General features: G+C 25.8%; 23 protein-coding genes and 1 pseudogene. 11 read left to right on the top strand and 13 right to left on the bottom strand.

Annotation, left to right across the window (positions count from 1 at the left end):
• Positions 1–284: 284 nt before the first annotated feature.
• Positions 285–875 carry a DUF1836 domain-containing protein gene (locus OW763_RS06015; protein ID WP_268040175.1) on the top strand — a complete coding sequence of 197 codons (591 nt, stop codon included), beginning with the start codon at positions 285–287 and terminating at the stop codon, positions 873–875.
• Positions 876–1022: 147 nt separating this feature from the next.
• Here OW763_RS06015 and OW763_RS06010 read toward each other — a convergent pair whose 3' ends face one another.
• Complete coding sequence (locus OW763_RS06010) at positions 1023–1532, bottom strand: DUF2179 domain-containing protein (RefSeq protein WP_268040174.1); 510 nt, start codon at positions 1530–1532, stop codon at positions 1023–1025.
• A 134-nt stretch (positions 1533–1666) separates the two neighbouring features.
• On the bottom strand, positions 1667–2305 hold the full coding sequence (locus tag OW763_RS06005; protein ID WP_268040173.1) for a CAP domain-containing protein: 639 nt from the start codon (positions 2303–2305) through the stop codon (positions 1667–1669).
• Between the two features lie 287 nt (positions 2306–2592).
• Here OW763_RS06005 and OW763_RS06000 point away from each other — a divergent pair, with 287 nt between their 5' ends.
• The gene (locus OW763_RS06000) at positions 2593–3054 is read left to right on the top strand and encodes a class I SAM-dependent methyltransferase (protein WP_268040172.1); all 462 of its coding nucleotides are present in this window, start codon (positions 2593–2595) and stop codon (positions 3052–3054) included.
• Positions 3055–3307: 253 nt separating this feature from the next.
• A complete protein-coding gene (locus tag OW763_RS05995) occupies positions 3308–3955 on the top strand; it encodes an HD domain-containing protein (protein WP_268040171.1) in 648 nt (215 codons plus the stop codon).
• A gap of 387 nt (positions 3956–4342) precedes the next feature.
• Here OW763_RS05995 and OW763_RS05990 read toward each other — a convergent pair whose 3' ends face one another.
• Positions 4343–4936: a hypothetical protein gene (locus tag OW763_RS05990; RefSeq protein WP_268040170.1), complete on the bottom strand. Its 594-nt coding sequence runs from the start codon at positions 4934–4936 to the stop codon at positions 4343–4345.
• A 216-nt stretch (positions 4937–5152) separates the two neighbouring features.
• Between OW763_RS05990 and OW763_RS05985 the strand changes: the two genes are divergently transcribed.
• Positions 5153–6307, top strand: coding sequence for a potassium channel family protein (locus tag OW763_RS05985; RefSeq protein ID WP_268040169.1), 1155 nt, complete (start codon positions 5153–5155; stop codon positions 6305–6307).
• A gap of 352 nt (positions 6308–6659) precedes the next feature.
• Here OW763_RS05985 and OW763_RS05980 read toward each other — a convergent pair whose 3' ends face one another.
• Entirely contained in the window at positions 6660–6809 is a 150-nt protein-coding gene (locus OW763_RS05980; RefSeq protein WP_268040168.1) for a hypothetical protein, read from the bottom strand.
• A 140-nt stretch (positions 6810–6949) separates the two neighbouring features.
• Here OW763_RS05980 and OW763_RS05975 point away from each other — a divergent pair, with 140 nt between their 5' ends.
• The 4 genes from OW763_RS05975 to OW763_RS05960 all read left to right on the top strand — a co-directional run bounded on the left by OW763_RS05975 (position 6950) and on the right by OW763_RS05960 (position 10070).
• The gene (locus OW763_RS05975) at positions 6950–7144 is read left to right on the top strand and encodes a DUF4250 domain-containing protein (RefSeq protein ID WP_268040167.1); all 195 of its coding nucleotides are present in this window, start codon (positions 6950–6952) and stop codon (positions 7142–7144) included.
• A gap of 480 nt (positions 7145–7624) precedes the next feature.
• Positions 7625–8608, top strand: a complete 984-nt coding sequence (locus OW763_RS05970; protein WP_268040166.1) for a GTP pyrophosphokinase — start codon at positions 7625–7627, stop codon at positions 8606–8608.
• Between the two features lie 198 nt (positions 8609–8806).
• The gene (locus OW763_RS05965; RefSeq protein WP_268040165.1) at positions 8807–9229 is read left to right on the top strand and encodes a GTP pyrophosphokinase; all 423 of its coding nucleotides are present in this window, start codon (positions 8807–8809) and stop codon (positions 9227–9229) included.
• Positions 9230–9452: 223 nt separating this feature from the next.
• A complete protein-coding gene (locus OW763_RS05960; protein WP_268040164.1) occupies positions 9453–10070 on the top strand; it encodes a hypothetical protein in 618 nt (205 codons plus the stop codon).
• Positions 10071–10110: 40 nt separating this feature from the next.
• Here the strand turns inward: OW763_RS05960 and OW763_RS05955 are convergent, their stop codons facing one another.
• The 5 genes and pseudogenes from OW763_RS05955 to OW763_RS05930 form a co-directional block, all read right to left on the bottom strand.
• Positions 10111–11115, bottom strand: coding sequence for a GTP pyrophosphokinase (locus OW763_RS05955; protein ID WP_268040163.1), 1005 nt, complete (start codon positions 11113–11115; stop codon positions 10111–10113).
• A complete protein-coding gene (locus OW763_RS05950; protein ID WP_268040162.1) occupies positions 11115–12188 on the bottom strand; it encodes a nucleoid-associated protein in 1074 nt (357 codons plus the stop codon). The genes OW763_RS05955 and OW763_RS05950 overlap by 1 nt, the downstream gene beginning before the upstream one ends.
• 1061 nt (positions 12189–13249) lie before the next feature.
• Positions 13250–13360 (bottom strand): annotated as a pseudogene (locus tag OW763_RS05940) (ATP-binding protein); the annotation flags it as partial.
• 109 nt (positions 13361–13469) lie between these two features.
• Positions 13470–14993, bottom strand: coding sequence for an MBL fold metallo-hydrolase RNA specificity domain-containing protein (locus OW763_RS05935; protein WP_268040161.1), 1524 nt, complete (start codon positions 14991–14993; stop codon positions 13470–13472).
• 153 nt (positions 14994–15146) lie between these two features.
• Positions 15147–16196, bottom strand: coding sequence for an undecaprenyldiphospho-muramoylpentapeptide beta-N-acetylglucosaminyltransferase (locus OW763_RS05930; RefSeq protein WP_418921796.1), 1050 nt, complete (start codon positions 16194–16196; stop codon positions 15147–15149).
• A 282-nt stretch (positions 16197–16478) separates the two neighbouring features.
• Between OW763_RS05930 and OW763_RS05925 the strand changes: the two genes are divergently transcribed.
• The gene (locus OW763_RS05925; protein ID WP_268040159.1) at positions 16479–16664 is read left to right on the top strand and encodes an alpha/beta-type small acid-soluble spore protein; all 186 of its coding nucleotides are present in this window, start codon (positions 16479–16481) and stop codon (positions 16662–16664) included.
• A 334-nt stretch (positions 16665–16998) separates the two neighbouring features.
• On the opposite strand, the gene xerA is transcribed toward OW763_RS05925, so the two are convergent.
• The gene (xerA, locus tag OW763_RS05920) at positions 16999–17958 is read right to left on the bottom strand and encodes a site-specific tyrosine recombinase/integron integrase (protein WP_418921795.1); all 960 of its coding nucleotides are present in this window, start codon (positions 17956–17958) and stop codon (positions 16999–17001) included.
• A 309-nt stretch (positions 17959–18267) separates the two neighbouring features.
• Between xerA and OW763_RS05915 the strand changes: the two genes are divergently transcribed.
• Positions 18268–19200, top strand: a complete 933-nt coding sequence (locus tag OW763_RS05915; RefSeq protein ID WP_268040157.1) for a coiled-coil domain-containing protein — start codon at positions 18268–18270, stop codon at positions 19198–19200.
• 67 nt (positions 19201–19267) lie between these two features.
• Here the strand turns inward: OW763_RS05915 and OW763_RS05910 are convergent, their stop codons facing one another.
• Together OW763_RS05910 and OW763_RS05905 are read right to left on the bottom strand one after the other, a co-directional pair.
• Positions 19268–19459 carry a YwbE family protein gene (locus OW763_RS05910; protein WP_268040156.1) on the bottom strand — a complete coding sequence of 64 codons (192 nt, stop codon included), beginning with the start codon at positions 19457–19459 and terminating at the stop codon, positions 19268–19270.
• A 72-nt stretch (positions 19460–19531) separates the two neighbouring features.
• Positions 19532–19753 (bottom strand): YdbC family protein, encoded by a 222-nt coding sequence (locus OW763_RS05905; protein WP_268040155.1) that lies wholly within the window; start codon positions 19751–19753, stop codon positions 19532–19534.
• 293 nt (positions 19754–20046) lie between these two features.
• Here OW763_RS05905 and OW763_RS05900 point away from each other — a divergent pair, with 293 nt between their 5' ends.
• The gene (locus OW763_RS05900; RefSeq protein WP_268040154.1) at positions 20047–21291 is read left to right on the top strand and encodes a DEAD/DEAH box helicase; all 1245 of its coding nucleotides are present in this window, start codon (positions 20047–20049) and stop codon (positions 21289–21291) included.
• Positions 21292–21367: 76 nt separating this feature from the next.
• On the opposite strand, the gene OW763_RS05895 is transcribed toward OW763_RS05900, so the two are convergent.
• A complete protein-coding gene (locus OW763_RS05895) occupies positions 21368–24604 on the bottom strand; it encodes a DEAD/DEAH box helicase (protein ID WP_268040153.1) in 3237 nt (1078 codons plus the stop codon).
• Positions 24605–24630: the final 26 nt, after the last annotated feature.

The following is a 24630-nucleotide window of genomic DNA, read 5'->3' as shown; positions in this document are numbered from 1 at the left end:
CCATTTTTTATAATCATATTATTCTAATATCACCACAACAACACATGGTTTTAAATACTATGTGTTGTTATATTCTTATTTTATCACATAGTTATATATAATATACTTGCCATATATACCTATTTTTCCTCAAAAAGCAAATTTATATTACTTATAGTTTATATTACTTACAATATCTATTAATATCCATATTACAACACGTGGTTTTGAATACTATATATTGAAATGTTTTTATGCATATGATAATATTTATCTAAAATAACTTAAAAATTAGGAGTGTTTTTATGGAATTTACTGAAAATGAAATAGTATCACTTATTCAACAACTTTCTTTAGATAAAGATATTAACCTTTCCGATATTCCCTCTCTTGATTTATATATGGATCAGGTTATAACTCTTTTTGATAATAAATTAGCTCATTTGAAACGAACTGAAAATGACAAAATCTTAACTAAAACAATGATAAATAATTATACTAAAGCTAAAATACTTATGCGTCCGAATAAGAAAAAATACACTAGAGAACATATTATTCTACTAATACTTATATATAATCTAAAACAAAGCTTATCTATAAATGATATAGCTTCTTTATTTAGTGTTTTAATAGAAAATTTAGATGAAAAAAATGATATTGAAATTGATAAAATTTACGAATCATTTTCAAAAATAAAAAAAATAGACACTGATAATATTTCTAAAGAATTAAAAGAAAAATTAGAGTTAATTACAGAAAATACAAACACCCTAAATAAAGAACATATAGATTTATCACAAATGTTAATTACAGTTTTAACTCTTATAAATGAAGCAAACACAAAAAAAAGAATTGCAGAAAAAATTATAGATGAATATTTTATAAACAATATATAAAGAACTGTCTCAAAATAAAGAAAAAACACAATACACTATATGATTTTTATATTATAAATCAGTATATTGTATATAAAATCTATTTTGAGACAGTACTTTTAAATAAACAAAATTTAAAATATATAATCAAATCTTACATTATTATATTTATTTTCTTAGTCCGTAGCCACCATAAACAGTTTTTGTATCATTTATGGATATTACAGGAGATATATTTGTACTTTCAATAAGTCTAATTATTTCATTTTTTCTTTTTCGTTTTGCATGAATAATTAATAGTTTTCTTTTTGTATTTATACCTTCTGCAGCAACTACCGTAACACCAATTTTATGTTCTCTAAGCATTTTAACAATATCTGTACTTTGTTCTTCTGTTACTATCACATTGATAGTTAAAACTCCTATCGCGAGTTTATCTTCAATAGTACACCCTATATAATTTCCACAAGCAAAACCTAGTGCATAAACAACCATCTTTGCAGGGTCTTCCTGTATACCTGTAAGTACACTTCCAATAACATAAAGCCATAATGAAACTTCAAAAAAGCCTATTATTGCAGCATATAATTTTTCTCCTCTAGTTATAAATACAGTTCTTACAGTAGTAAGTGAAACCTCTATTATTTTTGCAAAAAATATAAATAAATAACTTAACATAATACTCTTATCCTCCTTTTTCTTAATTTAAATTAAATTTCAATTAATCTTATAATACAATATTTTCTGATTTTTTCAACTACTTTTTGAAATAAAAATGATATAAAGCTAAAGCCTTATATCATTAAAATTAATTACCAACCAATAAACATTTGTGTCCAATATAATTGTCCTTGTTTATTTCGTGCAACACCTACTCCTATTTGAGAAAAATTAGGATTCAATATATTTTGTCTATGACCTGTAGAATTCATCCACGACTTCATTACCGCTGTTGGTGTTGTTTGTCCATAGGCTATATTTTCTCCTGCTGTTCTATAAGAAACACCAAAATCTTTAATCATTTTAAAAGGAGAACCATAAGTAGGTGAAGTATGTGAAAAATAATTTTTATCTACCATATCTTGAGATTTATATCTAGATACTCTTGATAACTGCCAATTTTCTTTTAAAGGTTTTAATCCTTGTTTAGATCTCTCTACATTTACTAGTTTAACTACCTCGTGTTCTAATTTTTTTATTTCATCTAAGCTAGGAATTTTAATAACTTGGTTAGGATAAATCAAACTTGGGTCAACTATTTGTGGATTATAGCTTGTAAGCTCTGATACGCCCACTTCATATTTCACTGCAATTTTCCATAGACTATCTCCTTGTTTTACTACATAATCAAATGTAGTATACTGCATAGGTTGTGCAAACGCTATACATTTAAAGCTTAATGAAACAAACAATGTAATAATTGAAAATAGTATTTTAGATGTTTTTTTCATGTTTTTTTCCTCACTTTTATTATATTATTCAAATTATATTTTCTCCTAAATTTTAATTTTTATAATTTAATATAAAAATTAAAAAAGATTCAAAAGAATTTTCAACGGTAGTGAGCTGTGCCAAAGATATAGTAGATAAAGCTAATGAAACTAAGATTGTAATTTCATTGGTATAATTATGCATGATTAATAGCTATATACTTTAAAGAAAGTGTGTAATAAAAGAAGTATAATAGTTGTAACGAAATAGTTAAATATTGTGGAACATATCAACGGGAGGTTATAAAATGGAGTACATGGGAAATAAAGAGTACTGGGATGATAAATTTGCTAACAGAAATGATAATCCATTAAGTCCTGAAAAATCAATAGTTGAAAATGTCGTATACTTTAAAAAAGGTACTATTCTTGATATAGCGTGTGGAGATGGTAGGAATTCTTTATTTTTGCTTAAAAAAGGCTTTAGAGTTACAGGAGTAGATTTTAGCACTAAAGCACTTGAACGCCTGAATATGTTTGCTCAAAGAAATAATTATTTAGTGAATACAATGCAAATTGATTTAAGTATACCAAATTCTTTAAAAAATATTAGGGTATTTGATAATATTGTAATTAATCACTATAGATTAAATAAGGAACAACTTGAAAAAATTGAAAGTCACATTACTGATGGTGGTATTTTATTTATTTGTGGTTTTGGATATAAGCATCAGGTTGATTCTAAAATTAGAAAAGAGGATTTAATTTAACCATCTGATTTTGAAGATGTGAAAAATTCATTTGAATTAATTAGGTATATTGAGAATGAAGATGAAAGAGGATTTTTTGTTACTTATATTTTTCGTAAGAGAAAAAGTTAAGACGTAATATCAAAATATTGCGAACTAGTCTAATTACTTTTCTGTGGTGTAAATGAACTCAGTTTATTATAAAATAAAACTATATTATATTTAGTCTATTTAAATTATAAATATATATAATCAATAAAATGTGAGGGTAAACATGGATAAAAAATTTATAGTAGAAAAAACAATAGAATTTGTAAAAGAAAAATTATATAACGAAGGTAGTGGTCATGACTGGTGGCATATAGAAAGAGTACACAACCTTGCGAAATTTTTAGCAGAGAAAGAAGGTGCTGACAGATTTATAGTGGAATTATCAGCTTTACTCCATGATATGGAAGACTGGAAATTCTCGAAAAAAAATAAAACATCAACTAGATTAACCGAACAATTTCTTAAATCATTAGAAGTAAACGAAGAAGATATTATAAAAATAACACATATAATAAAGACCATATCATTTAAAGGTGGGGTGATTAGCTCCAAGCAAGATACTATAGAAGGAATGGTAGTTCAAGATGCTGATAGATTAGATGCAATCGGTGCAATCGGAGTAGCTAGAACTTTCACTTATGGTGGATATAAAAACCGACAAATATATAATCCAGATATTAAACCTATAGAGTTTTCATCATTAGATCAAGTTAAGAATCAAGAAAATCATACTATAAATCATTTTTATGAAAAACTTTTGAAATTAAAGGACTTAATGAACACGGACTCAGCAAAAGAGATTGCTAATAAGAAACATAAGTTTATGGAAGATTTCTTAGAAATGTTTTACTATGAGTGGAATTTAAAATAGCATATAAAAGTAATGTTGTATTTCAATTTATATTACTAGAATTTAGTTCATAATTTTGTTAAATGATGATTTAAAAGATTAATAATCCTAAAAGTAGTTAAGACATAATAGCGAAATATTATGTATCAACACTAAAAGTGCTAATCTAAATTAGCACTTTTTACATATATACCTTTATACATTTTAAATATACTTTTCTCCCCTGCTACACAATAGTTGCTTTAATCATTGTCATTTTGTAATTTAAAATTAATACATCTATATTTTTAATATAATAAAAGCACTCAACACTTAAAATTGAATGCTCTTATACTTAAATCTCTTTATACTTATTTGACTACTAATATTTGATCCTATACTTAAAGATAATAATTTATAACTTTAGCTTTATGGACATGTTAATCTGTTTGCAGTTTTAATTAATAGATTTCTACTTGTAGGTTGAACTATACTAAAATCTATAACATTCTCTTCACCTTTACTTAGTTCCCAACAAGTTAATCTATCTATTCTTTTTACGTCTATAAATAGTTTATCTTCTGTCGGGAATTCTATTAATAATCCTTTTAGCATGCTTGCTTCTAAATCTAAATTATAATTTGAACTAAATGCTAAAATCATTAGATTATTTTTACTTATATCTATACCACACTGCAACACTACATCTAATTTTTTCCTTCCATTTAATAGTTCTTTTCCTATATTGATTCTTGTTTTTAAATATTGTATTTGATTTAATGGGTCATAATATTTACTAGATGCAATTGTTTTTAAAGTTTGTAAAAAATCAAATGATATTTTTCTAAAACCACTAGTATCAACCGTCCGTATATAATCATCTATGGGTTCAATACTTTCCTTTGAAAAAGTTTTACTAATGACATTATAAGTTTCACCTATAGCCCTTCCGTAATATTTATTATTACTTGTCTTTAAATCATTATTATACGCTTTTAAAAATTTATATAAGCTTACTTCCACTCCCTTACTCCTCAAAATAATTGATACATAAATATATTATTATTTAATATCAAAAATTATTATAGATTTTCTGCTAATGTTACCTTCTATAATATTACTTAAATATTTTATATTCCCAATAACTGTTTAGAAATTTTAGGTATTATTTGGTATAATTGTACAAGCATTATATGAATGATTATTAAAATAGAAAATAATTATAAGGAGAAAATAAGATTGAAATTTAGTAAAAATAAAAAATATAAAGAAAAATTTCAACAAGAAATTAGTGTAGGTAATGAGACTTTAAGTGAGTATTGTAGGATTATAAAATCAAATCAAGAATGCCAAGAAAAAATAGAACTTGGCAAATGGAACTGCAATATAGTTAGAAATGAAGATTTTAGTATTGAAAGTGAATTAAAGTTTAAAAAAATATTATGTAATAATGTTGACAACTCAAGGAAGGTATTATGTTTTATAAATTGTAAATTTAGTAAATTAGAGGTTTTATTAAAAAATGTAGATGTTATATATTTTTTTGAATGTGAATTTAATAACTTTAAAATGAAATTTGATGAAGATGAAAACATTTATGATGAAAGTCGAATTTTTATTTTAAACTCTCTTTGTAAAGGACTATTCTTAATTAATTATCATAAGGTTTGTTTTTTCTATTGTGATGAATTACCTAATAGTGCAAGCAGTGATACACATACATTAAGCTTAGTTAATTGTTCACAATGTATGATTACAATATTAAATCATTTATCCAATCCAATTGGATTCAATATACAAAAATCTGAAAATATTGAATGCATTTTTGTAGCATATGATAAACTCATCGTCTTGCGTGATGAAGATTCCTCACACTTCAAAAAGTTTTATTTTAATTTAGAGTTCAAGGAAGGAATAATTAAATCATTTGTACTTGCTACTAAGCAATATTATCAATATTTGAAAGGAAAGAATGATGAAGAAAGATTTTTGTACTATGAATTATATAATTACTTAGATTTGCTTTCTTCACATGGAACTGACAAGTTATCAAAAAAATTTTTCTGGTATACAACTGGATATTTCATAAATCCTCAAAGAATAATATTAAATTGTATACTAATTATTTTGTGTTCGTCAATTTTATACCTGTATTCTGGTTTTGAAATAGTTAATGTTAGAACAGTTGATTATTCTTTTAAAATTGGATTCGATTTAACTTTAGAGGATTATTTAAAATCATTATATTTATCAGTAATAACATTTTCAACAGTTGGATATGGAAATATTATACCAAAGGGTTTTGGTGAATTTGTTGCTAGTTTAGAAATGTTATTGGGTGCTACATATATTGGAATTTTTACGGGTACCATTTTTAAGAGATACGTAGATTAAAACATTAATACTATTATCAAGCATATATACCTTTAAAATAGACTGCTCTCCCCTTCTATCAAACAGGTATGAAGATAAGTATATAATCAAAATAAAATATTTTCTTCTTAAAAAGTGCTCTTATAAGCACTTTTGTTTTTATGCTTTCAGTTGTTGTTTTCCTATATTCCAATTTTCTTATTAAATGATATATATTACCATTATATGTTTATGATATTTTGGTTTATTTTGGTATAATTATGTATGATTAATAGCTACATAATATAAAAAAATTGTGTAGTAACAAGCTCAAATGTATTAAAACATAATCGTAAAAAATTACGAAAGAATATTATAGTGTGTTTTACCATAATCATACTCCAATTACAGATGTTACTGCCTTTATAGGGTGACACGACAATGCTACGCCAAGTCTCAATGCACCTATTGGTGTCATAAAAAAATAAGCACATAACAGAATACCTAACGCAGTAGGAATAGTCCATTTAAGTTTATTTTTCATGCTCATCGCTTCCTCCCAAGATTATATAAATTCTCTTTGTTATATATTGTTTTACGATTATGATTTAATTAATTTATATCCATTAGTACACACTTTCTTTATAAGGCGTCATAATTTGAATTAGGGTAGGTGAAAATAGTATGGATAGAGAACAGCTATTATCTATGGATCCATATATGTTATTAAGCATTGTTAATATGAAATTAAGAGATGAATTTAGCAGTTTTAAAAATCTATGCGACTATTATGAAATAAAAAGTGAAGAGATTGAAGATAAATTAAAAAAGATAGATTATAAATATAATGATCAAACTAAGCAATTTATAGGAGTGTAGAGAAAATAAGAGGTGAAATATATATTTAAGACATAATTGAAAAATATTACATTTAAACACTAAAAGTGCTAATCTAAATTAGCACTTTTTACATATATACCTTTATACATTTTAAATATACTTCGCTACCCTATCTTTCTAAAATCTTATACTATATTACCTCTTTTAATTTTCTACAATATTCCTTAAATATTTTATATTTCCAATAATTGTTTGGAACTTCTAGGTATTATTTGGTATAATTGCTTAGAATTTATAGTGTGTAGTTTTTATTATGAAGAAATTTAAAGAGGATATAATTGATAAAAAAAGATAAGTTAATAAAATTTTGTAAGTTCTTAAAACAGTGATGCCCCTTAGTTACTGCAAATTAAGTAAAAGTTAGTGATAAATATATCCAATTTATTATTTAATATACTATTATTTAATATACTATTATTTTCAAAAAACTAAATTATTAACTTAGGAGGAGATATTTATATGGATATTGATATTATTAAGAAACAATATCAACTTAGGTATAAGAAATTTGAATGCCTCAAGGATGAAATTATTTATATGTTAAAAAAAGAACTAGAAAAACAAAATATTCCTTACCATACTATTGAAGGAAGGGTTAAAACCTATGACTCGTTTGTAGATAAAATTAACAGAAAAGAAATTAAACAGCCTTTTGAAAAAATATTCGATCTTTGTGGGGTAAGAGTTATATGTTTATTTTTAAGTGATGTCTATAAAATTGGACAAATTATTGAAAAAATAATCGATATACATAAAAAAGATGACAAAATTAATGATACACAAAAAGACTCTTTTGGATATTTATCTGTTCACTATATCTGTTCCTTACCATCACATTTTAATGGACCTCGTTATGATGATATCAAAAACTTAAAATTTGAAATTCAAATTCGTACAATTGCTATGAACGCTTGGGCAACAATATCTCATTATCTCGATTATAAATCATCAAATGCTATACCTTCTTCATTGAAAAAGGATTTCAATGCTTTAAGTGCACTTTTTTATGTAGTTGATTCACATTTTGAACTATTTTTCCATGCAAGTCAGGAACAAAAGAGACTTGCTGAAGAAAAAGCAAAACAAGCGGGATTTCTAAATAATGAGGAACTTAACCTCAACACATTATCTGCATATCTTAAGAAACGATATCCAGATAGAAATCATTCTAATTCTAAAAGTTTATCAAAATTAATAGAAGAATTATTGGCTTCTAAATATACTACTTTTAATTTATTAGAACAAACATTAAATAAAACAAAAAAAGTATTTGCTAAATATGAGAAAGATAACCCTCCATCATATTCTAAACAATATGCTGATGTTGGAGTAGTGAGAATTTGTCTATCAATTGCTGACGATAATTTTATTAAAAGTCGTATCTCTACGTTACCAAAATCTTCAATTGAAGGATTCACTAAATATAGAAAATTAATAGAATAGTAGTTGTATTTTATATATAATAAACACTTTTGTGCTCCTAAATACTTCTTCACTCAATTAATACTGCACACATTTATTAATTCTAAAATAAATAATCATTAACCAATACCACATATCATAAAAATATTGTATGGTATAATTTAAAAATAAATTGTTATATAATATTCTGATGTCATATATTATGAAAGGAATGATAATGTGGATTTATTGAGTAAAGCTATAATTATAGCAACACAAGCACATGAAGGACAAACAGATAAAGGAGGAAATCCTTATATATTACATCCATTGCGAATAATGCTAAAAATGAATGATGAAACCTCTCAAATTGTAGCAATATTGCACGATACTATTGAAGATACAGATATAACATTAGAATATTTAAGTAAAGAAGGATTTTCAGAGGAAACAATAAAAGCACTAAGTTCTATTACAAGAATAAGAGATGAAGATTACATGCAATTTATTAAACGTTGCAAAAATAATCGTATTGGGAGAATAGTTAAATTAGCTGATTTAGAAGATAATAGTAATATAAAAAGAATTCCTAATCCTTCAAAAAAAGATTATGATAGATTAGAAAAATATAAACAAGCGAAAAATGAATTATTAAAAATTTAGAATTTCACTTAACAACCTACCTTCTAAAAATAGGTGGGTTGCTTTATGTACTAGAAGTGTAAGCTAAGGCTAAGATACAGATGAGCCGTCTAAACTTTTATATGAAATTTAATCTCAAATTATATACATCAAATTACAAAATTGTTATAATTATAGCATAACAATTAGTTAGTAAATTTAGGACAACTTATAAGTAAAATATATAGTAAGGAGATTTTTAAGCATGGATACAGCTACAACAGAAGCTCAATTAATTTGTTCAAGTGAAATCAATAATTGGAGGAAACTATCTAAAATTAATATTATATTATTGTTATCATATTATATTATATTATTTGTAATAGGTCTAATATTATCTATTGTAATTATTATATTTGATAATTCAGCTCCAGAGCATATATGGTCATTTTTTATTATTAATGAAGAAAATAAAATTAATTATTTTAATTTAGCACTAATAGGCTCTCTTTCAACATCTATTCTAGGAAGTTCTGTTTTTTACATAAGAAAAGTTTATAAATTATGTATTGGAAATAAAATCACTATTCCCAATAAAGGAAATATCAATGATAATATACAAAATATAGGAATGTTATTTTATTTTGTATGTAGACCCCTTTTTTCACTAGCTTTTGCGTTCTTAACCATTTTAGGCTTAAAAGCAGGAATGATTTCTATAACTAAAGGTACACTAGAAGTTAATAATGGTTTCCCGAGTATTTGTATGTTCATAACATTTTTCACTGGATTTTCCTGTGGTGAATTTTTATCATCACTGGAGAAAAAATCATCCTCTGTTATTTCTACTTTAATGAAAACTCCTACTGATCCAACAAATTAAATAGAAGCTCCATATTGAAATGGAGCTTTTGTATATAAATTTAAAACTTATAATTAAAAGAATATCCTAAATCAGTGTAAAAACATTCTAATTCATCTGGTGGAAAAGGCCAAAATTTTCTACAAACATTTCTTTTCTTTCGTATTAAATAATAAATTAAAATAACTATAGGTTGCCTATAAATTAAATTTGTATGATAATTTTCTTTTATAATTTCTTTTATATTATAATTTTTTTTTATATTACAATTATCATAAACAAAACTTCTTATATCCTTTGCTTTAATATCTTTTAAAATTTCTTTATAAGAATCAAGTATAAATATATTTAACTTTTTTTCATATTCAAATTCCAAATTTATAATTTCAGAATATATGGCTTTTAATTCAGGAAGTAAATCAATATATTCTTTTTCTTCTTCAAAAATCATATTATTTACCTCCTTAAATAAACTATCTGTAGTTTCAATAAGAGCCATACTTCTTGCAACTATTCTTTTTACAGACGAATTCACTTTCGTTTTTGGCTTATATATCGTATCATGTGTTAATTCCGAATATGCATGTTGCAATAACGTTCTAATTTGTATTTCACAAGGTGTCCTAGCTTGTATAATAGCATCTTTTAAATTTAGTTGTTCCTTATTTCTTACTATATAATGAACTGATTCATAGTCAAATATTGTAGGATTTTCCTCCCTCTCTTTTTCAAAATCTCTATCTTTTGATACTTCCCATTGTTTATTTTCTTCAATTATATCCTTAATTATTCTTATATTTTCTACTATTAAAACAACAAAACGAATTCCAACTTTATCTGTAATTTCATCATATGGATTTATATAATTTTTATCTCTATAGAATGCTTTTTCTATTAATGACTCTGTTTTTTTTACTCTTGGTTCACAAGGGATTTTTAAAAACTCTTTTATATTATCCACTCTTTCTTCTAATTTAGTCTTTATATAATTTTCTACATATTTACCCCATATATTAAATTTTATCTTATCACTTTCAAACTTTTCTTTAAACTCCTGCTCAGTCACTATTCATCACCTTGAATATGTCCTTCAATATGTAAAATAGTTTTATTCCCCTCATGACCTTTTATTTCTACAAGTTTACTAAATTTTTCTGATGGTGCACTTATTTGTACTTTGGATGAGAAATTAACTTTTCTTTTTTTTAACTTAGATTTGATATATGATAAATCTTTAGATACTGCATGCATTGGAAATTTATTATTTTCCATATAGTCACAATACATATCTTGTTCCTCTATATCAAGATATTCATCCTTAAATTGAGAAACACTTACAATAGTATGATTAGAAGTATTTAAATATGTATATAAAGCTTGATTTAAATCAAATTTTCTTTCAGCTGAAATATCAACTGTATTAACAAATTCTTTTGTATAATTGTAAAAATCTCTAGTTAATTTTTTACTTGTTGGAGTAACTGAACATCCTAAAAAAGAGCTATAAAAATAAACTGCTGCATTAGAAGTTTCTGCACTATTCATATTTTGATCATATATAAATGCTTTGAAATCATCTGGGCTTCTTAAATTATCACGCTTACCTGTATTTTGCATTTCTGTAAACATTCCTATTTTGTAAAGTTTTTGCTGAGGTGTTAATACTAGATTAGCTATGAATTTTAGTAATATACCTCTTTCTTTATTATCATTCAAAGTAAATCCCCCATGAATTTCTGCTTTAATTACACTTATAAACTTTTTTTTGTCAATACCAACCTCGCCGTCGAATATTACTACAATTCCCCCTGGAATATTGGTTCTGTTTTGTGCTTCTGCTAATTTATATGCTATCTCTCTAGATTTCTTAACAAATTCTTCATCTGAATACTCCATAATCTTAGTTAAAATTTGGAATGTACTATTTTCATCTACATTCGCAATATTCATTTCAATGCTATGAGAATCATTACCTAATGCAGTAACAATTCTATTTTGTAACTCTCTCATACCTTCTTCATTTAATGTTGTTAAACTCGTGCTGTATTTAAGAGGTTTAACCTGCTTGTCCTTATCTCTTTTAAATATTTGATGTAAAACTATTCTCTTTATATTAAGTTTAGTATATATGAAACTCATAAATTTTTCTCCTTTCTTTTGTATAGGAATACCATCTATTAGTTATAATTTACATTATAGTATTAATTTAGCTAGTAGTATTATTATATTTGATGTATTTCTGTTCGTCAATTAAATGTATATTATGTATATATTTTAAATTAAATTATTTTTTGTAAATAGTCGTAAAATTCTTAAATATTCTGGTTATTAGCAATAGAAATACATATAATCAAAATATTAAATTGTATATATATTTATCTAACATCACTTTTTTCTGCTTAGATTATTTATTTTCAAGTACTTACTTGTAAAACTTTCTTATATTTTCTTTAAAAAGTTATTGAACTTTATATATATTCTGTATATAATAGTCTTCCGGTAAAGTTGTTTTTACAAATTTCAAATATAAATAAGTTAATAATCTAAAATATTTGTAGAGCTCTTATTTTAAACCTACATCATTTATACGGGAGTTCAATATATAAATGTGGATTAGTAATATAAGACCAACTAAGAGTGGCAAGGGCAGTGAAAACATTTGTGAGAACACCCATCTATCGAGAGATAGGTGTCAAAATCAGAGCATCGGTATTTTGGATTTACAAATTTATTATTTAAAAAGTAAATACGTATGTTGTTAAGAGAGGTAGAAATACTTCTCTTTTTTATTTGTCTATCCCTAGTCTAGTCATTAGAGTACTCTACATCTACTCTTGAGATTTTAAATTTTATTTTATCTCATAATCCCTTTTATTATATATTTCTCTGGAGCAACTTTTCAAAATATTTTTCTATATATTTAAAATTTTACCCATTAGCATTATACTAATTGCGGAACTTACGTTCACATTTACTAAAAAGGTAGTAATAATAAATGGACAAGTTGTTTTCCAATAAAATCATATCTGTGAACAGAGCAAAACCAACAAGTATTTAAATATATAAGATCAATGTACTATACAATAAATACGAGGTGATAAGCAAATGAATGTAGCTATATATACAAGAGTAAGTTCCGAAGATCAAGCTGAAAGAGGTACAATAGAGCACGAATAACTTTAAACAGTATACATATTCTAGGCTGCAACCAGCATAAAATTCGCTGGATATTTTACTCTTCCATTTGCTCTAGAAATTTTTATAATTCTATCTTCCAGCGGCTGCCTTAAAATCTCTAAAACTTTTTTATCGGATTATCTTTCTTCGGACATATGAAAGATGATTCCTAAACAATTTAGAAATCATCTTTTAAATGCTGCTTAACCCCTTTTTTTTAATGTCCTTGACATAGGGTCCATTTTAATCTTCTTTATTAACGACCTTTTTTATTTCTTTAAGTAATATCTCTTTGCTAACATTTTCAATATTATCCATAGAATTCAATAATTTAATAATTCTATATTTTATATTTTGGTCATTTAATTTAAAATGTTCATTTATATAATAAGTTTCTCCCATACCCATTATTTTAGTTTTATATCCCTTTAAATCTAATAATTCTTTTAAGTTTTTCTGTGACTTATCATCTCCATGAACTAATAATATTTCTTTTGGTTTTTCCATAAAATTATCTACCCAATTTATAAGTCCATTCTTATCAGCATGACCAGATAATCCTTCCAAGTTGTATATATGAGCATTTACAGCTATATTTTCACCAAACAACTTAACTTTTTTAGTTCCATCTAAAATTGCTCGTCCTAACGTTCCTTCTGCTTGATAACCCACAAAAACAATAGAACATTCTTTTCGCCATAAATTATGTTTAAGATGATGTTTAATTCTACCAGCCTCACACATACCACTAGCAGAAATAATTACTGCACCTTTTTGCATTTTATTAATTTTTATAGATTCTTGAGGAGATTCTGTGAAAACTAATCCTTCAAATCTTAATGGCCTTATTCCTTTATATAATAAATTTTTAGTTTCTTCATCAAAATAATCACTACTTTTTTCAAAAATTTTAGTAGCATTAACAGCCAAAGGACTATCTACAAATACTGTTATATCTTCTAATTCATTATTTTTAACATATTTATTTAAAGCATATAACACTTCTTGAGTTCTTCCAATAGAGAAAGATGGTATAACGACATTTCCCCCTTTTTCAAATGTCGTTTTTATAATATTAACCAGTTCCTTAAATGACCAATCTATATTTCCATGAATTCTATCTCCGTAAGTTGATTCCATAATTAAATAATCTGTATAATTAATAAATTCAGGATCTCTTATTATAGGTTTATTAGTATTGCCTAAATCTCCTGTATAAACAACTTTTATTTCTTCTTCGTAATCTTCTTTTATATACATTTCAATTATTGAAGATCCTAATAAATGCCCTGCATCTCTAAATCTTATCTTAAATCCTTCAAAAACTTCTATCATTTCATTATAATTAAACTCTTTAAATAGGTACATTGAAAGTTCTGCAATTTTAGAAGTATATAAAGGTTCTATAGTATGCAGTCCCTGTCTTACTCTTTTCCTGTTTTTCCATTCAACTTCCATTTCTTGTATATAGCCGCTGTCTGGAAGCATTATGCTACATAACTCTTTTGTAGCCTTAGTACATAAAATTTCTCCTTTAAAACCTTTTTTATAAAGCAGTGGAATTCTTCCACTGTGATCTATATGAGCATGAGATAAAATTACATAATCTATATTCTTGGGTTGAAAACTAAAATCTTCATTTCCTCTTTCTTTTTCATCTTTGCCTTGATAGAGTCCACAATCTAAAAGGATATTTTTATTATTAACTTTTAAAATATGACAAGAACCGGTAACACATTTAGCAGCACCATAGAATTCTATTTTCATGCAATCATCTCCTTTATGTTTATAGTACTTAATGTTTATACTCTATATTATATTATATTTTTGGGTTTTTTACAAAATATTCTGAAAATTTTTATAAAGATCTATTTTTATCGTTAATAAAAAATGTACTAAATAAGAATGTTAAAAACATTCTTATTTAGTACATTTTTTTATTAATTCGATTATACTGTCCACACCATTATTCAAAACACTAGAATTCATTTTCATTATAAATTTATCTTTATGCTCATATAAATATTCTAATTTCTTAATAAGTAATTCTGATGTTAATTTTTCTTCCTGAACTACCAAGCTATATCCACTTTTTTCAAAAGACCCGGCATTTAAAATTTGATCTCCTCTACTAGATTTACCTGATAGAGGTATAAGTAAATTAGGTTTTTTAAGGGCAAGTAATTCAAAAATAACATTTGCGCCTGCTCTAGATATAAATATGTCTGATGCTGCCATTAAATCTGCTAATTCCTCTCGCACATAATCAAATTGCTTATATGCTTTTTTATTAGAAAATTTATTTTCTAAATTTCCTTTACCACAAATATGAATAATATTATATTTAGCAAGTAATTGGTCTAAATTAGTTCTTATAATATCATTTATTATTTTAGATCCCAAGCTTCCACCTATTACCATAAGAATAGGTTTATTATCTTCAAAACCACAAATTTTACGCCCCTTAAGTTTGCTTCCACTAAATAATTGTGTTCTGATAGGTGTACCGGTAAGTACAGCTTTATCCTTTTTAATAAATTTAATAGATTCTGGAAAAGTAACACATATTTTAGTACAGAATGGAACTGCCAGTTTATTAGCAAGTCCTGGTGTCATATCAGACTCATGTGTAATTACTGGAACCTTATTTAAGTATGCTCCTATAACTACAGGAACCGATACGAAGCCACCCTTAGAAAAAACTATATTGGGTTTTTCCTTCCTTATTATACTAGCTGCTTCAAAAATTCCTTTTATAACTTTAAAAGGATCTGAAAAATTTTTTATATCAAAATATCTTCTTAACTTTCCACTTGAAATTACATGATATTTTATATTTTCATTTTCAATAATTTTTCTTTCAATTCCATTTTGGGTTCCTATATATTGTATATCATATCCTATTTTTTTTAGTTTGGGTATGAGTGCAAGATTAGGAGTTACATGCCCAGCTGAGCCTCCTCCAGTCATAATAATTTTAAGCTTTTTCAAATTACCATCTCCTAACTACTAATAAATAAAATTATTCCATACTTCATACTTATTGTCCACGATTCATTATATGTTGTCAATTGGATTATACAAATAAATTTTTAAAAAAATGACACTTTATATTTGATTTTCTAAAAAAAGTACAAACTTCAACTTATACCTGTAAGCTACTAATATATTATTTTTTAATAGGGTCACACTATTAATGTAACATAAAACAACAATTATAAAAATCAATCATTAATTAAGGAGGAATATATAATGGCAAAAAATCTTGTACCAGAAGCTAAAGAAAGATTAAATAAATTTAAAATGGAAGCTGCTAATGAAGTAGGAGTGAATTTAAAAAACGATGGTTACAATGGAGATTTAACTAGCAAACAAGCTGGCTCTGTTGGAGGTCAAATGGTAAAAAAAATAGTAGAACAATACGAAAGAAATCTATAATATAGCACTTTAAATATACACTATAAAAAATCAAGATGAATATTTTATTCATCTTGATTTTTTAATTAGCATAATATATATTTTAATACTATCTAATATGAATTTTATTTATATTAATTTTTCTATAATTATTAATATCAGATATTTTAATCCAAAATAAAAGAGAACCTATCAATGAGTCAGTTCAAAGTAACTGCTCTAGATTCTCTAAATATGTCTTTCTTAATTTTAAGAATTTTCATAATATTATTATATCACAAAATTATATATATAATACATTAAGTTTCCATTGAATTTTTGTTAGTTTTTTACAATAGGTTAATGTTTATAAGTATCATTCTATGCTACTTAACGGATTAATATTAACAATTTCTTTCATCCTCTCATCATCAACATGAGTATAAATTTGCGTTGTTGAAATATTTTCATGACCTAGAAATTTTTGAAGACCTCTTATATCTGCACCATTTTTATACATCAACGTTGCAGCTGTATGTCTAAGTTTGTGTGGTGAAAATTTCTCCTTTTCTATTCCTGCTTTTTCAATATATTTTTTTACCATTCTTTCTACTGTTCGTTTATTTATCTTTGTATTTTTCTGACTAATAAAAAGAATATCTTTATCTAGTATTTTATTTTCCTTTTCTTTTCTGACTTTTAAATAACTTTCTAATGATTTAATACAAGCTAAATTGAGATATATAACTCTTTGTTTATTCCCCTTACCAATTACAGTTAATTTATTATCTTTAATATCTGAAATTTTTATTCCACATAACTCTGACAATCTTAAACCACAATTTAAAAATAAAGTTATAATACAATAATCCCTTTCTTTATGAGTACCGTCTATACACTTCAACAAACTTTTACTTTCTTCAAAATTTAAATATATAGGATTTCTTTTACCTATTTTGGGCGTTTCTAATTCTAATGCTGGATTTTCATTAATTAGTTTTATTTTTACATTTAAGTATTTAAAAAATGATTTCATTGTAGCTACTTTTCTAGCTTTTGAATAATTACTATTATTTCTGTACTTTTCAACAAAAGTTATAAAACTATATAATTCTGAAAGATCTACTTTTTTTATAAAATCATCATCAATATTTTTTATATCTATATCATTTATTTCGGTTTCTTCTACTATCTCTTCTCTGTATAATCTTAAAAATTTAAATAATAATTTCAAATCATATTTGTAAGCTTTTGCTGTGTTTTCTGATTTACCTTTTATTGAGATTATATAACTCAAAAACTCTCTCACTCTTTTTGGCATGTTTTTATCTTGCATTTCATTAATTTTGTATATCAAGTATATCTCCCCTAAAAATATCAATTTTTCTTATAAATTATACCACACTAACTAGTGTTTTACAAATAACGTCGCGAAATCTATATTTCGCGACGTTATTATTATTTTATGTTTTACTTTTAATAGTTTATTTGTTATAATTTATTTATAACAAATAATAATGGTTATAACTAGTTATAACCATTATTATTAACTAGTTATAACTTAGGTTATAACTAGTTAATAAATTTATCACTCATTGGAATTTTTGTGATATAATAATATTTGTTTACATAAAGGAGGACTAGTATGAATAATACTAATATTAATTCAAATACAGATAATACTATTAAAACAGACAAGAATGCTGATAGAATTTCTGGTAAAATATTACCAAAAGACAAAGAGTTTTTTATTAAATTGAAGGAGGACAAAGATTTAACTACATCCGAAGTATTTAATAAACTTATTGACGCATATAGAAGTGCAAATAAGGACAATTCTACTTTAGATGTTTCTTCTGATCTAAAAGACTTAAAAACATTGTTTGATAATGTTTTTTCCATAATAAATAAAATTGTGGCCAATACTCAGATATCTTTAATAGAAACTAAAAATTCAAATATAAACGAATTAGAAAATTTTAAAAAACAATCAATGGGGTATAATGAGGAAATAAAAATTTTAAAAACCAAAATTTTAAATGAAAGCGATAAAGTAAAAGAGCTAAAAGAGAGCTTAGATAAATTTTCAAAAGAGAATAAAGAATTAATTAAAAAAAATAATGAACTAGAAAAGCAAAATGCTAGAGCTACAAAAGAAGCTTTAAATCTATATAATCAAGTAGATGAAGCAAAAAGTAAATTATCTGATTTTAATAAAATACTTGGTGAAAATAAAAATTTAGATAAAGCTGTAACTAAATTTGAAATAGAAAATAAAAATTTCAAATTAGAAAATGAAAAATTATTAGATAAAAATGAAAACTTAAATTCTGAATTAAAAACAATTTTACAGACATTAGATGCTTTAAAAGAAAAAAATTCTAAAAACTTAATTGATTTTGAAAAACAAAATGTGGGATTACAAAAAGAATTTAATGAAAAATTAAATAATGAAATAAATAATATGCTAAAAGAAAATTCTGAAAAAATCCTAGAAATTGAAAAAGAAAAGCTTGTATTAATGACGGAAAATAAAAATTTGGAAAATAAAATATTAAAGTTAGTAAAAGATAGTTAGAAATAATTTATATATTACTAGTTACAGAAGCCCTAAGTGTAAAAACCACCAGGGCTTCAAACTAATATTATAATATTTCTTTAACTCTTCCAACAATACCAGTATCAAGCATAACTTTAATACCACGAGGATGATTACGTGAGTTTGTAAGAATCTTTTCAACCACACCCTCTGTTAATTTCCCTGAACGCTGATCTTGTTTTTGAACAACCCTCACTTTTGTACCTTGTTTTATATTTTCTCGTATAGTTCCATTCATATTATTATTCTCCTTCTTAACTTCCTAACTTTCAAAATTTTTAGGAATTTTTATTTTTATATTCTTTAATTCTTATAACTCCATCTCATTTAATAGATCTCTAAGTTTTTTTAATTCATCAGCTGATAAAGTTATACCTTTTCCCATTTTTTCATGTTTAGGTGCCCAATCTCTTAAATCAAATTTAGGCATTCTTTCATTCCAGCTGATTATGTTTAACTCTTTAGTCCAACCTTTTGGTGATTCTGAAACTACTCCTATTGTTTCTTTTATTTCATATTTGATATCTGACATTTTTCATCACCTCTCAATTATTGTATTCCAAATTCATTAGTAATGCAATTTTAGGAAATTAATCATTTAGTAAAAATTTCATCATTTTCTAAATATAATAGTATTATATATGATACAAGTACCAAATTACTATAATATTTCACAAAATAATTTTAAATACTTTTAGAATATTAGATGGAAAACATTCCGTTCTTAGTTGTTGTTTTGTGGTAATTCAATTATACTGAATAAGGGAATGGTAGTTTATTTTTGATACCATAGATACTAAAATTTAAAATCACAAAGGAGAAAAAATGTTATTTGAGAATTTAGACATAATCGAACCTATTCAGAAAGCTTTAAAAGAACAAGGGTATATAAAAACTACTCCAATACAAGAAAAGTCTATTCCAACTATACTAAACAGAAAGGATTTTATTGGTTGTGCACAAACTGGTACTGGAAAAACAGCAGCTTTTGCTATTCCGTTATTGCAAAATCTTTCTAATGAAAAAATAGTTAAAAAAGGTCCTAAACCTATCAGAGCTTTGATATTAGCTCCTACTAGAGAATTGGCTATTCAGATAGGAGAAAGTTTTACATCTTATGGTAAATACGTAAATCTTAAAAATATAGTTATTTTTGGTGGAGTATCACAAAAACCTCAAACAAATGCACTTAAAGCAGGAGTAGATATACTAATTGCAACTCCTGGAAGAATGCTTGACCTATTTAATCAGAAATATATTGACTTATGTAATGTAAAGTATTTTGTGCTTGACGAGGCTGATCGTATGTTGGATATGGGTATGATTCATGACGTAAAAAGAATAATAGCACAGCTACCCAAAATCAGACAAACTATGTTGTTCTCTGCAACTATGCCAAAAGAAATATCAAAATTAGTAGATTCTATTGTGAAAGATCCAGTGAAAGTAGAAGTTACACCTGTTTCATCTACAGTAGATACAATTACACAAGAAGTATATTTTGTTCGTAAAAAACATAAAAAATCTTTACTTAAGCATTTATTAAAAGACGAGTCTATAGATTCTGTTTTGGTGTTTTCAAGAACAAAACGTGGTGCAAATGGAATTACAAACGATCTTATTAAAGCAGGAATAGAGGCTGAAGCTATTCATGGCAATAAATCACAGAACGCGAGACAACGTGCCTTAAATAATTTCAAGGAAGGGAAAATAAGGGTTTTGGTAGCAACGGATATAGCAGCAAGAGGTATTGATGTACATGAATTATCTCATGTAATTAATTTTGACTTACCTGAAGTGCCTGAAACCTATGTTCATAGGATTGGGCGTACTGGAAGGGCTGGATTAAAAGGGGCTGCAATCTCTTTCTGTGATGAGGAAGAAAAAGAACATCTTAATGATATTGAAAAACTTATACGTAAAACCATACCATTAATAGAAGAGCATCCTTACAAAATAATTGCTGGTAGTACACCAATAGCAAAGAAAAAAACTGTTAAAAATACTTCTACAAAAAAATATAGTAAAAACCGAAATTCTAGTAGAAGAAAAAATAAGTTACCAAAATAGAAACAAACATCAAAAATATCATGAGAAGAATTTCTCATGATATTTTTTGCTTTAATAAGTAGATTAAATATTTTCATTACTCCATATCAAACAACCCAAGAATTTCTTCATCACTTAAAGTTCCAAAACTCTCACCACTAGACAATTCATCTCCCATTAGTTCTGATATAAGCTTTTTCTTTTCTTCTTGTAGAGCTATGATTTTTTCCTCAATAGTGCCCTTAGCTATAATTTTTATTACTTGTACAACATTCTTTTGTCCTATTCTATGTGCTCTGTCTGTAGCCTGTTCTTCCACAGCTGGGTTCCACCAAGGATCAAAGTGGACTACTACATCTGCAGATGTTAGATTAAGTCCTGTTCCACCAGCCTTTAAGCTTATTAAAAATGCAGAATTCTCCCCTTCATTGAAATCTTTTACCATCTTCATTCTCTTTGATGAAGGTATTGAACCATCTAGATAGCTATACGATATTCCTTCTTTATCGAGTCTTCTATTTATATTTTTAAGAACTGATGTAAATTGAGAGAAAATAAGCATTCTATGACCCTCTTCTATACTCTTATGAAGAAGTTCCACTAAAGCTTCTATTTTTCCACTTCCACCAGTATATTCATTCATTAAAACAGAAGGATCTAGACATAATTGTCTTAACTTAGTTATATAAGCAAGAATTTCTATCTTGCTACTTTTAAACTCATGCTCCTTTACCTTCTTCTCAATAAGATCTAATGCATGGTTTGCATAGGTTCCATAAACTTTTTTCTGTTCGTCATCCATGGTAACCATAAGTGTTTTTTCTATCTTATCAGGTAATTCCTTTAAAACATCCTTTTTTCTTCTTCTAAGAATAAATGGTTTTATAAGTTTATTTAACTCTACTAATACTTCTGGACTCTCTTTAAGTTTTTTATGATATCTTACGCTAAATCGCTTCTCATCATATAAATATCCTTGCATTATAAAATCAAATATAGACCATAATTCCATAAGAGAGTTTTCTATAGGAGTACCTGATAAAGCAAATCTATTCCTTGCTTTTATCTCCTTCATGGCTTGTGCATTTTGAGAGTGAGGATTTTTTATATATTGGGCTTCATCCAATATACAATAATCAAAATCTATCTTCTTATATCCTTCTAAATCCCTCTTTGCTAAGTTATAAGTTGTTACAATTACATCATAATTTTCTATGTTCTTTATTAGCACTTTTCTCTCTTCTTTTGACCCGTTTGCAGCCACTACCCTTAAAGTTGGTGCAAATTTTTGAAACTCGCTTACCCAGTTATATATTAATGATGTTGGAGCTACAATCAAGGATTTACTCCCTTTATTGGATAGTAAAAAGGTAATGGTTTGAAGGGTTTTACCAAGCCCCATCTCATCCCCTAAAATTCCACCAAACCCTAAATAATCTAATGTCTTAAGCCAATTATAACCCACTTTTTGATACTTTCTAAGTTTTCCATTTAACTCTACTGGTTCTTCAAATTTCAACTTATCTATATTCTTGAACTTATCCTTTATTTCTTTTAGTTCTTTTTTTCCTTTTATATATCTGATATTATTTTCTTCTAAATAACCATGTATGAATGCCCCTTTGTTCTTAGCTATTTCAATATGATTCTCATTTATATCCTTAGTAGAAACCACATCTAAAAGTTTCAAAAACTTATTAAGTTCTAATTCTTCTAAATCAAGATACTCACCACTTTTAAGCTTATAATATTTAAGGTTATTTCTAAATGCCCTTAATATCTCTGTAGTTTCCTGTGATGGAATATCCCCTATTTTAAAATTCATTTCAAAGTAGTTATATTTCCCCGCTTTAATATCTCCCTTAATTCCCTTTGTACCTAAAGACTTTAACCCCTTGAAATTTTCTGAGTAATAAACCTCTCCTATTTCTTGAAGTCTTCCTATTTCACTTTTGAAAAATCTAAATATATAATCGTCGCCATTTGTAAAATAAAATTTCTCCTTTATCTCGTGAAAACCTAATGAGCTGAGAAGGTTAATTACATGTGCTTCTTTCTTAGAGTCCCTATATATAATTTTCTCCTGACAATCATCAAATATATTAAATTCATAATTTTCATACTTAACCTTTAATATTAGTGTAATATTTTTCCCATTTTGATCAAAATAAAAATTAAATACACATTCACCCATAACTATTTTATTCTTTATAGATTTAGATAAAGTAACATTAGTGGACAACATATTAAGATCTGGAATTAATTTTCTTAATATCGTTTCTTCCTCTTTCCTACCCATAGTTATAACATTTCCCTTATCAAATATTTTAAGATATGGGCTTATCTTGTAACAGAACTCATACTCTGGAATATATATTGTTGTACCATACAAGAAAACATCATTTTTAGAACCTAAAACCATAGGCATCCCTTCTGGAGATTTCAGAACATAATTTCCCTTTATGGTTTTTAAATCAAAATTTATAGGTGGTATCTCATTTAAAATTTCAGTATCAATATCTCTATAAAAAAATCCCTCACTTAAATACACTCTATGTTTATTTATAATCTGAAAAAATTCTCTAACTAAATATTTAGGAATATTTACATACTTTCCTTGGACACACTTATCTCTATTCCTATTGGATGACTTTTGAATTCCATCCATTTCCTTTAGCATTTCAATAAAATCAATAAGTCTTCTATCTTTTGTACTTAATCTTTGATTTTTTATATCGAAAGTAAAGTTTTTGCTATATTTTATAGCAAATTTATTATGATACGATACTAAAAAATTATCAATATCCTTTAAAATATATAAACTACTTGAACTAATGGATTTGAGTCCTATTTTAAATTCAGCTGATATCTTATCACTCCATTGATTTTTATTTATATAAACCTCTATTTTAATTTCATCCTTATGTTTTTCATCGTCTAGAAGCATAGATAAAATATTACTTTTATTCTCAAATAAGATGTCAGTTTCTTTTAAAAGAGGATGCTTAACTAATTGCCCCAATGCTTTATAAAAAGTAGCAACTAAATGCTTACAACAATAATTGTTTTTTTTAAACTCATTCTTTTCATAATCTAAACAACTGCAATAAGTAGAAAAAATACTCTTCGTATCTCCATCCATCTCAATTTTTGTGTTATATTTATTAAATAGATTCTCCGAAATCACATTGCCATCTATACATATTAAATTGTCTTCACTGGTAATATCCAAAGAAGAAACCAGATCATTATTAAGAACTCTTTGTCCTTTGGAGTGGTTTTTACCACTAGTCTCCTCATTAAATATTTGTAATAACATATTTTCACTTAACATATTCTCACCCTATTAATTTGAATTTA

The organism is Clostridium aestuarii, from assembly GCF_026735135.1.
Classification (GTDB): domain Bacteria; phylum Bacillota; class Clostridia; order Clostridiales; family Clostridiaceae; genus Clostridium_H; species Clostridium_H aestuarii.
The sequence above is the reverse complement of the archived record's forward strand: the minus strand, read 5'-3'. Positions and strand labels throughout refer to the sequence as shown.

Bases quoted from the DNA above. Each gene is read 5' to 3' on its own strand.
- OW763_RS06015 (WP_268040175.1), top strand. From the start codon at position 285: ATGGAATTTACTGAAAATGAAATAGTATCACTTATTCAACAACTTTCT.
- OW763_RS06010 (WP_268040174.1), bottom strand. From the start codon at position 1,532: ATGTTAAGTTATTTATTTATATTTTTTGCAAAAATAATAGAGGTTTCA.
- OW763_RS06005 (WP_268040173.1), bottom strand. From the start codon at position 2,305: ATGAAAAAAACATCTAAAATACTATTTTCAATTATTACATTGTTTGTT.
- OW763_RS06000 (WP_268040172.1), top strand. From the start codon at position 2,593: ATGGAGTACATGGGAAATAAAGAGTACTGGGATGATAAATTTGCTAAC.
- OW763_RS05995 (WP_268040171.1), top strand. From the start codon at position 3,308: ATGGATAAAAAATTTATAGTAGAAAAAACAATAGAATTTGTAAAAGAA.
- OW763_RS05980 (WP_268040168.1), bottom strand. From the start codon at position 6,809: ATGAAAAATAAACTTAAATGGACTATTCCTACTGCGTTAGGTATTCTG.
- OW763_RS05975 (WP_268040167.1), top strand. From the start codon at position 6,950: ATGGATAGAGAACAGCTATTATCTATGGATCCATATATGTTATTAAGC.
- OW763_RS05970 (WP_268040166.1), top strand. From the start codon at position 7,625: ATGGATATTGATATTATTAAGAAACAATATCAACTTAGGTATAAGAAA.
- OW763_RS05960 (WP_268040164.1), top strand. From the start codon at position 9,453: ATGGATACAGCTACAACAGAAGCTCAATTAATTTGTTCAAGTGAAATC.
- OW763_RS05950 (WP_268040162.1), bottom strand. From the start codon at position 12,188: ATGAGTTTCATATATACTAAACTTAATATAAAGAGAATAGTTTTACAT.
- OW763_RS05935 (WP_268040161.1), bottom strand. From the start codon at position 14,993: ATGAAAATAGAATTCTATGGTGCTGCTAAATGTGTTACCGGTTCTTGT.
- OW763_RS05930 (WP_418921796.1), bottom strand. From the start codon at position 16,196: ATGACTGGAGGAGGCTCAGCTGGGCATGTAACTCCTAATCTTGCACTC.
- OW763_RS05925 (WP_268040159.1), top strand. From the start codon at position 16,479: ATGGCAAAAAATCTTGTACCAGAAGCTAAAGAAAGATTAAATAAATTT.
- xerA (WP_418921795.1), bottom strand. From the start codon at position 17,958: ATGCAAGATAAAAACATGCCAAAAAGAGTGAGAGAGTTTTTGAGTTAT.
- OW763_RS05915 (WP_268040157.1), top strand. From the start codon at position 18,268: ATGAATAATACTAATATTAATTCAAATACAGATAATACTATTAAAACA.
- OW763_RS05910 (WP_268040156.1), bottom strand. From the start codon at position 19,459: ATGAATGGAACTATACGAGAAAATATAAAACAAGGTACAAAAGTGAGG.
- OW763_RS05905 (WP_268040155.1), bottom strand. From the start codon at position 19,753: ATGTCAGATATCAAATATGAAATAAAAGAAACAATAGGAGTAGTTTCA.
- OW763_RS05900 (WP_268040154.1), top strand. From the start codon at position 20,047: ATGTTATTTGAGAATTTAGACATAATCGAACCTATTCAGAAAGCTTTA.
- OW763_RS05895 (WP_268040153.1), bottom strand. From the start codon at position 24,604: ATGTTAAGTGAAAATATGTTATTACAAATATTTAATGAGGAGACTAGT.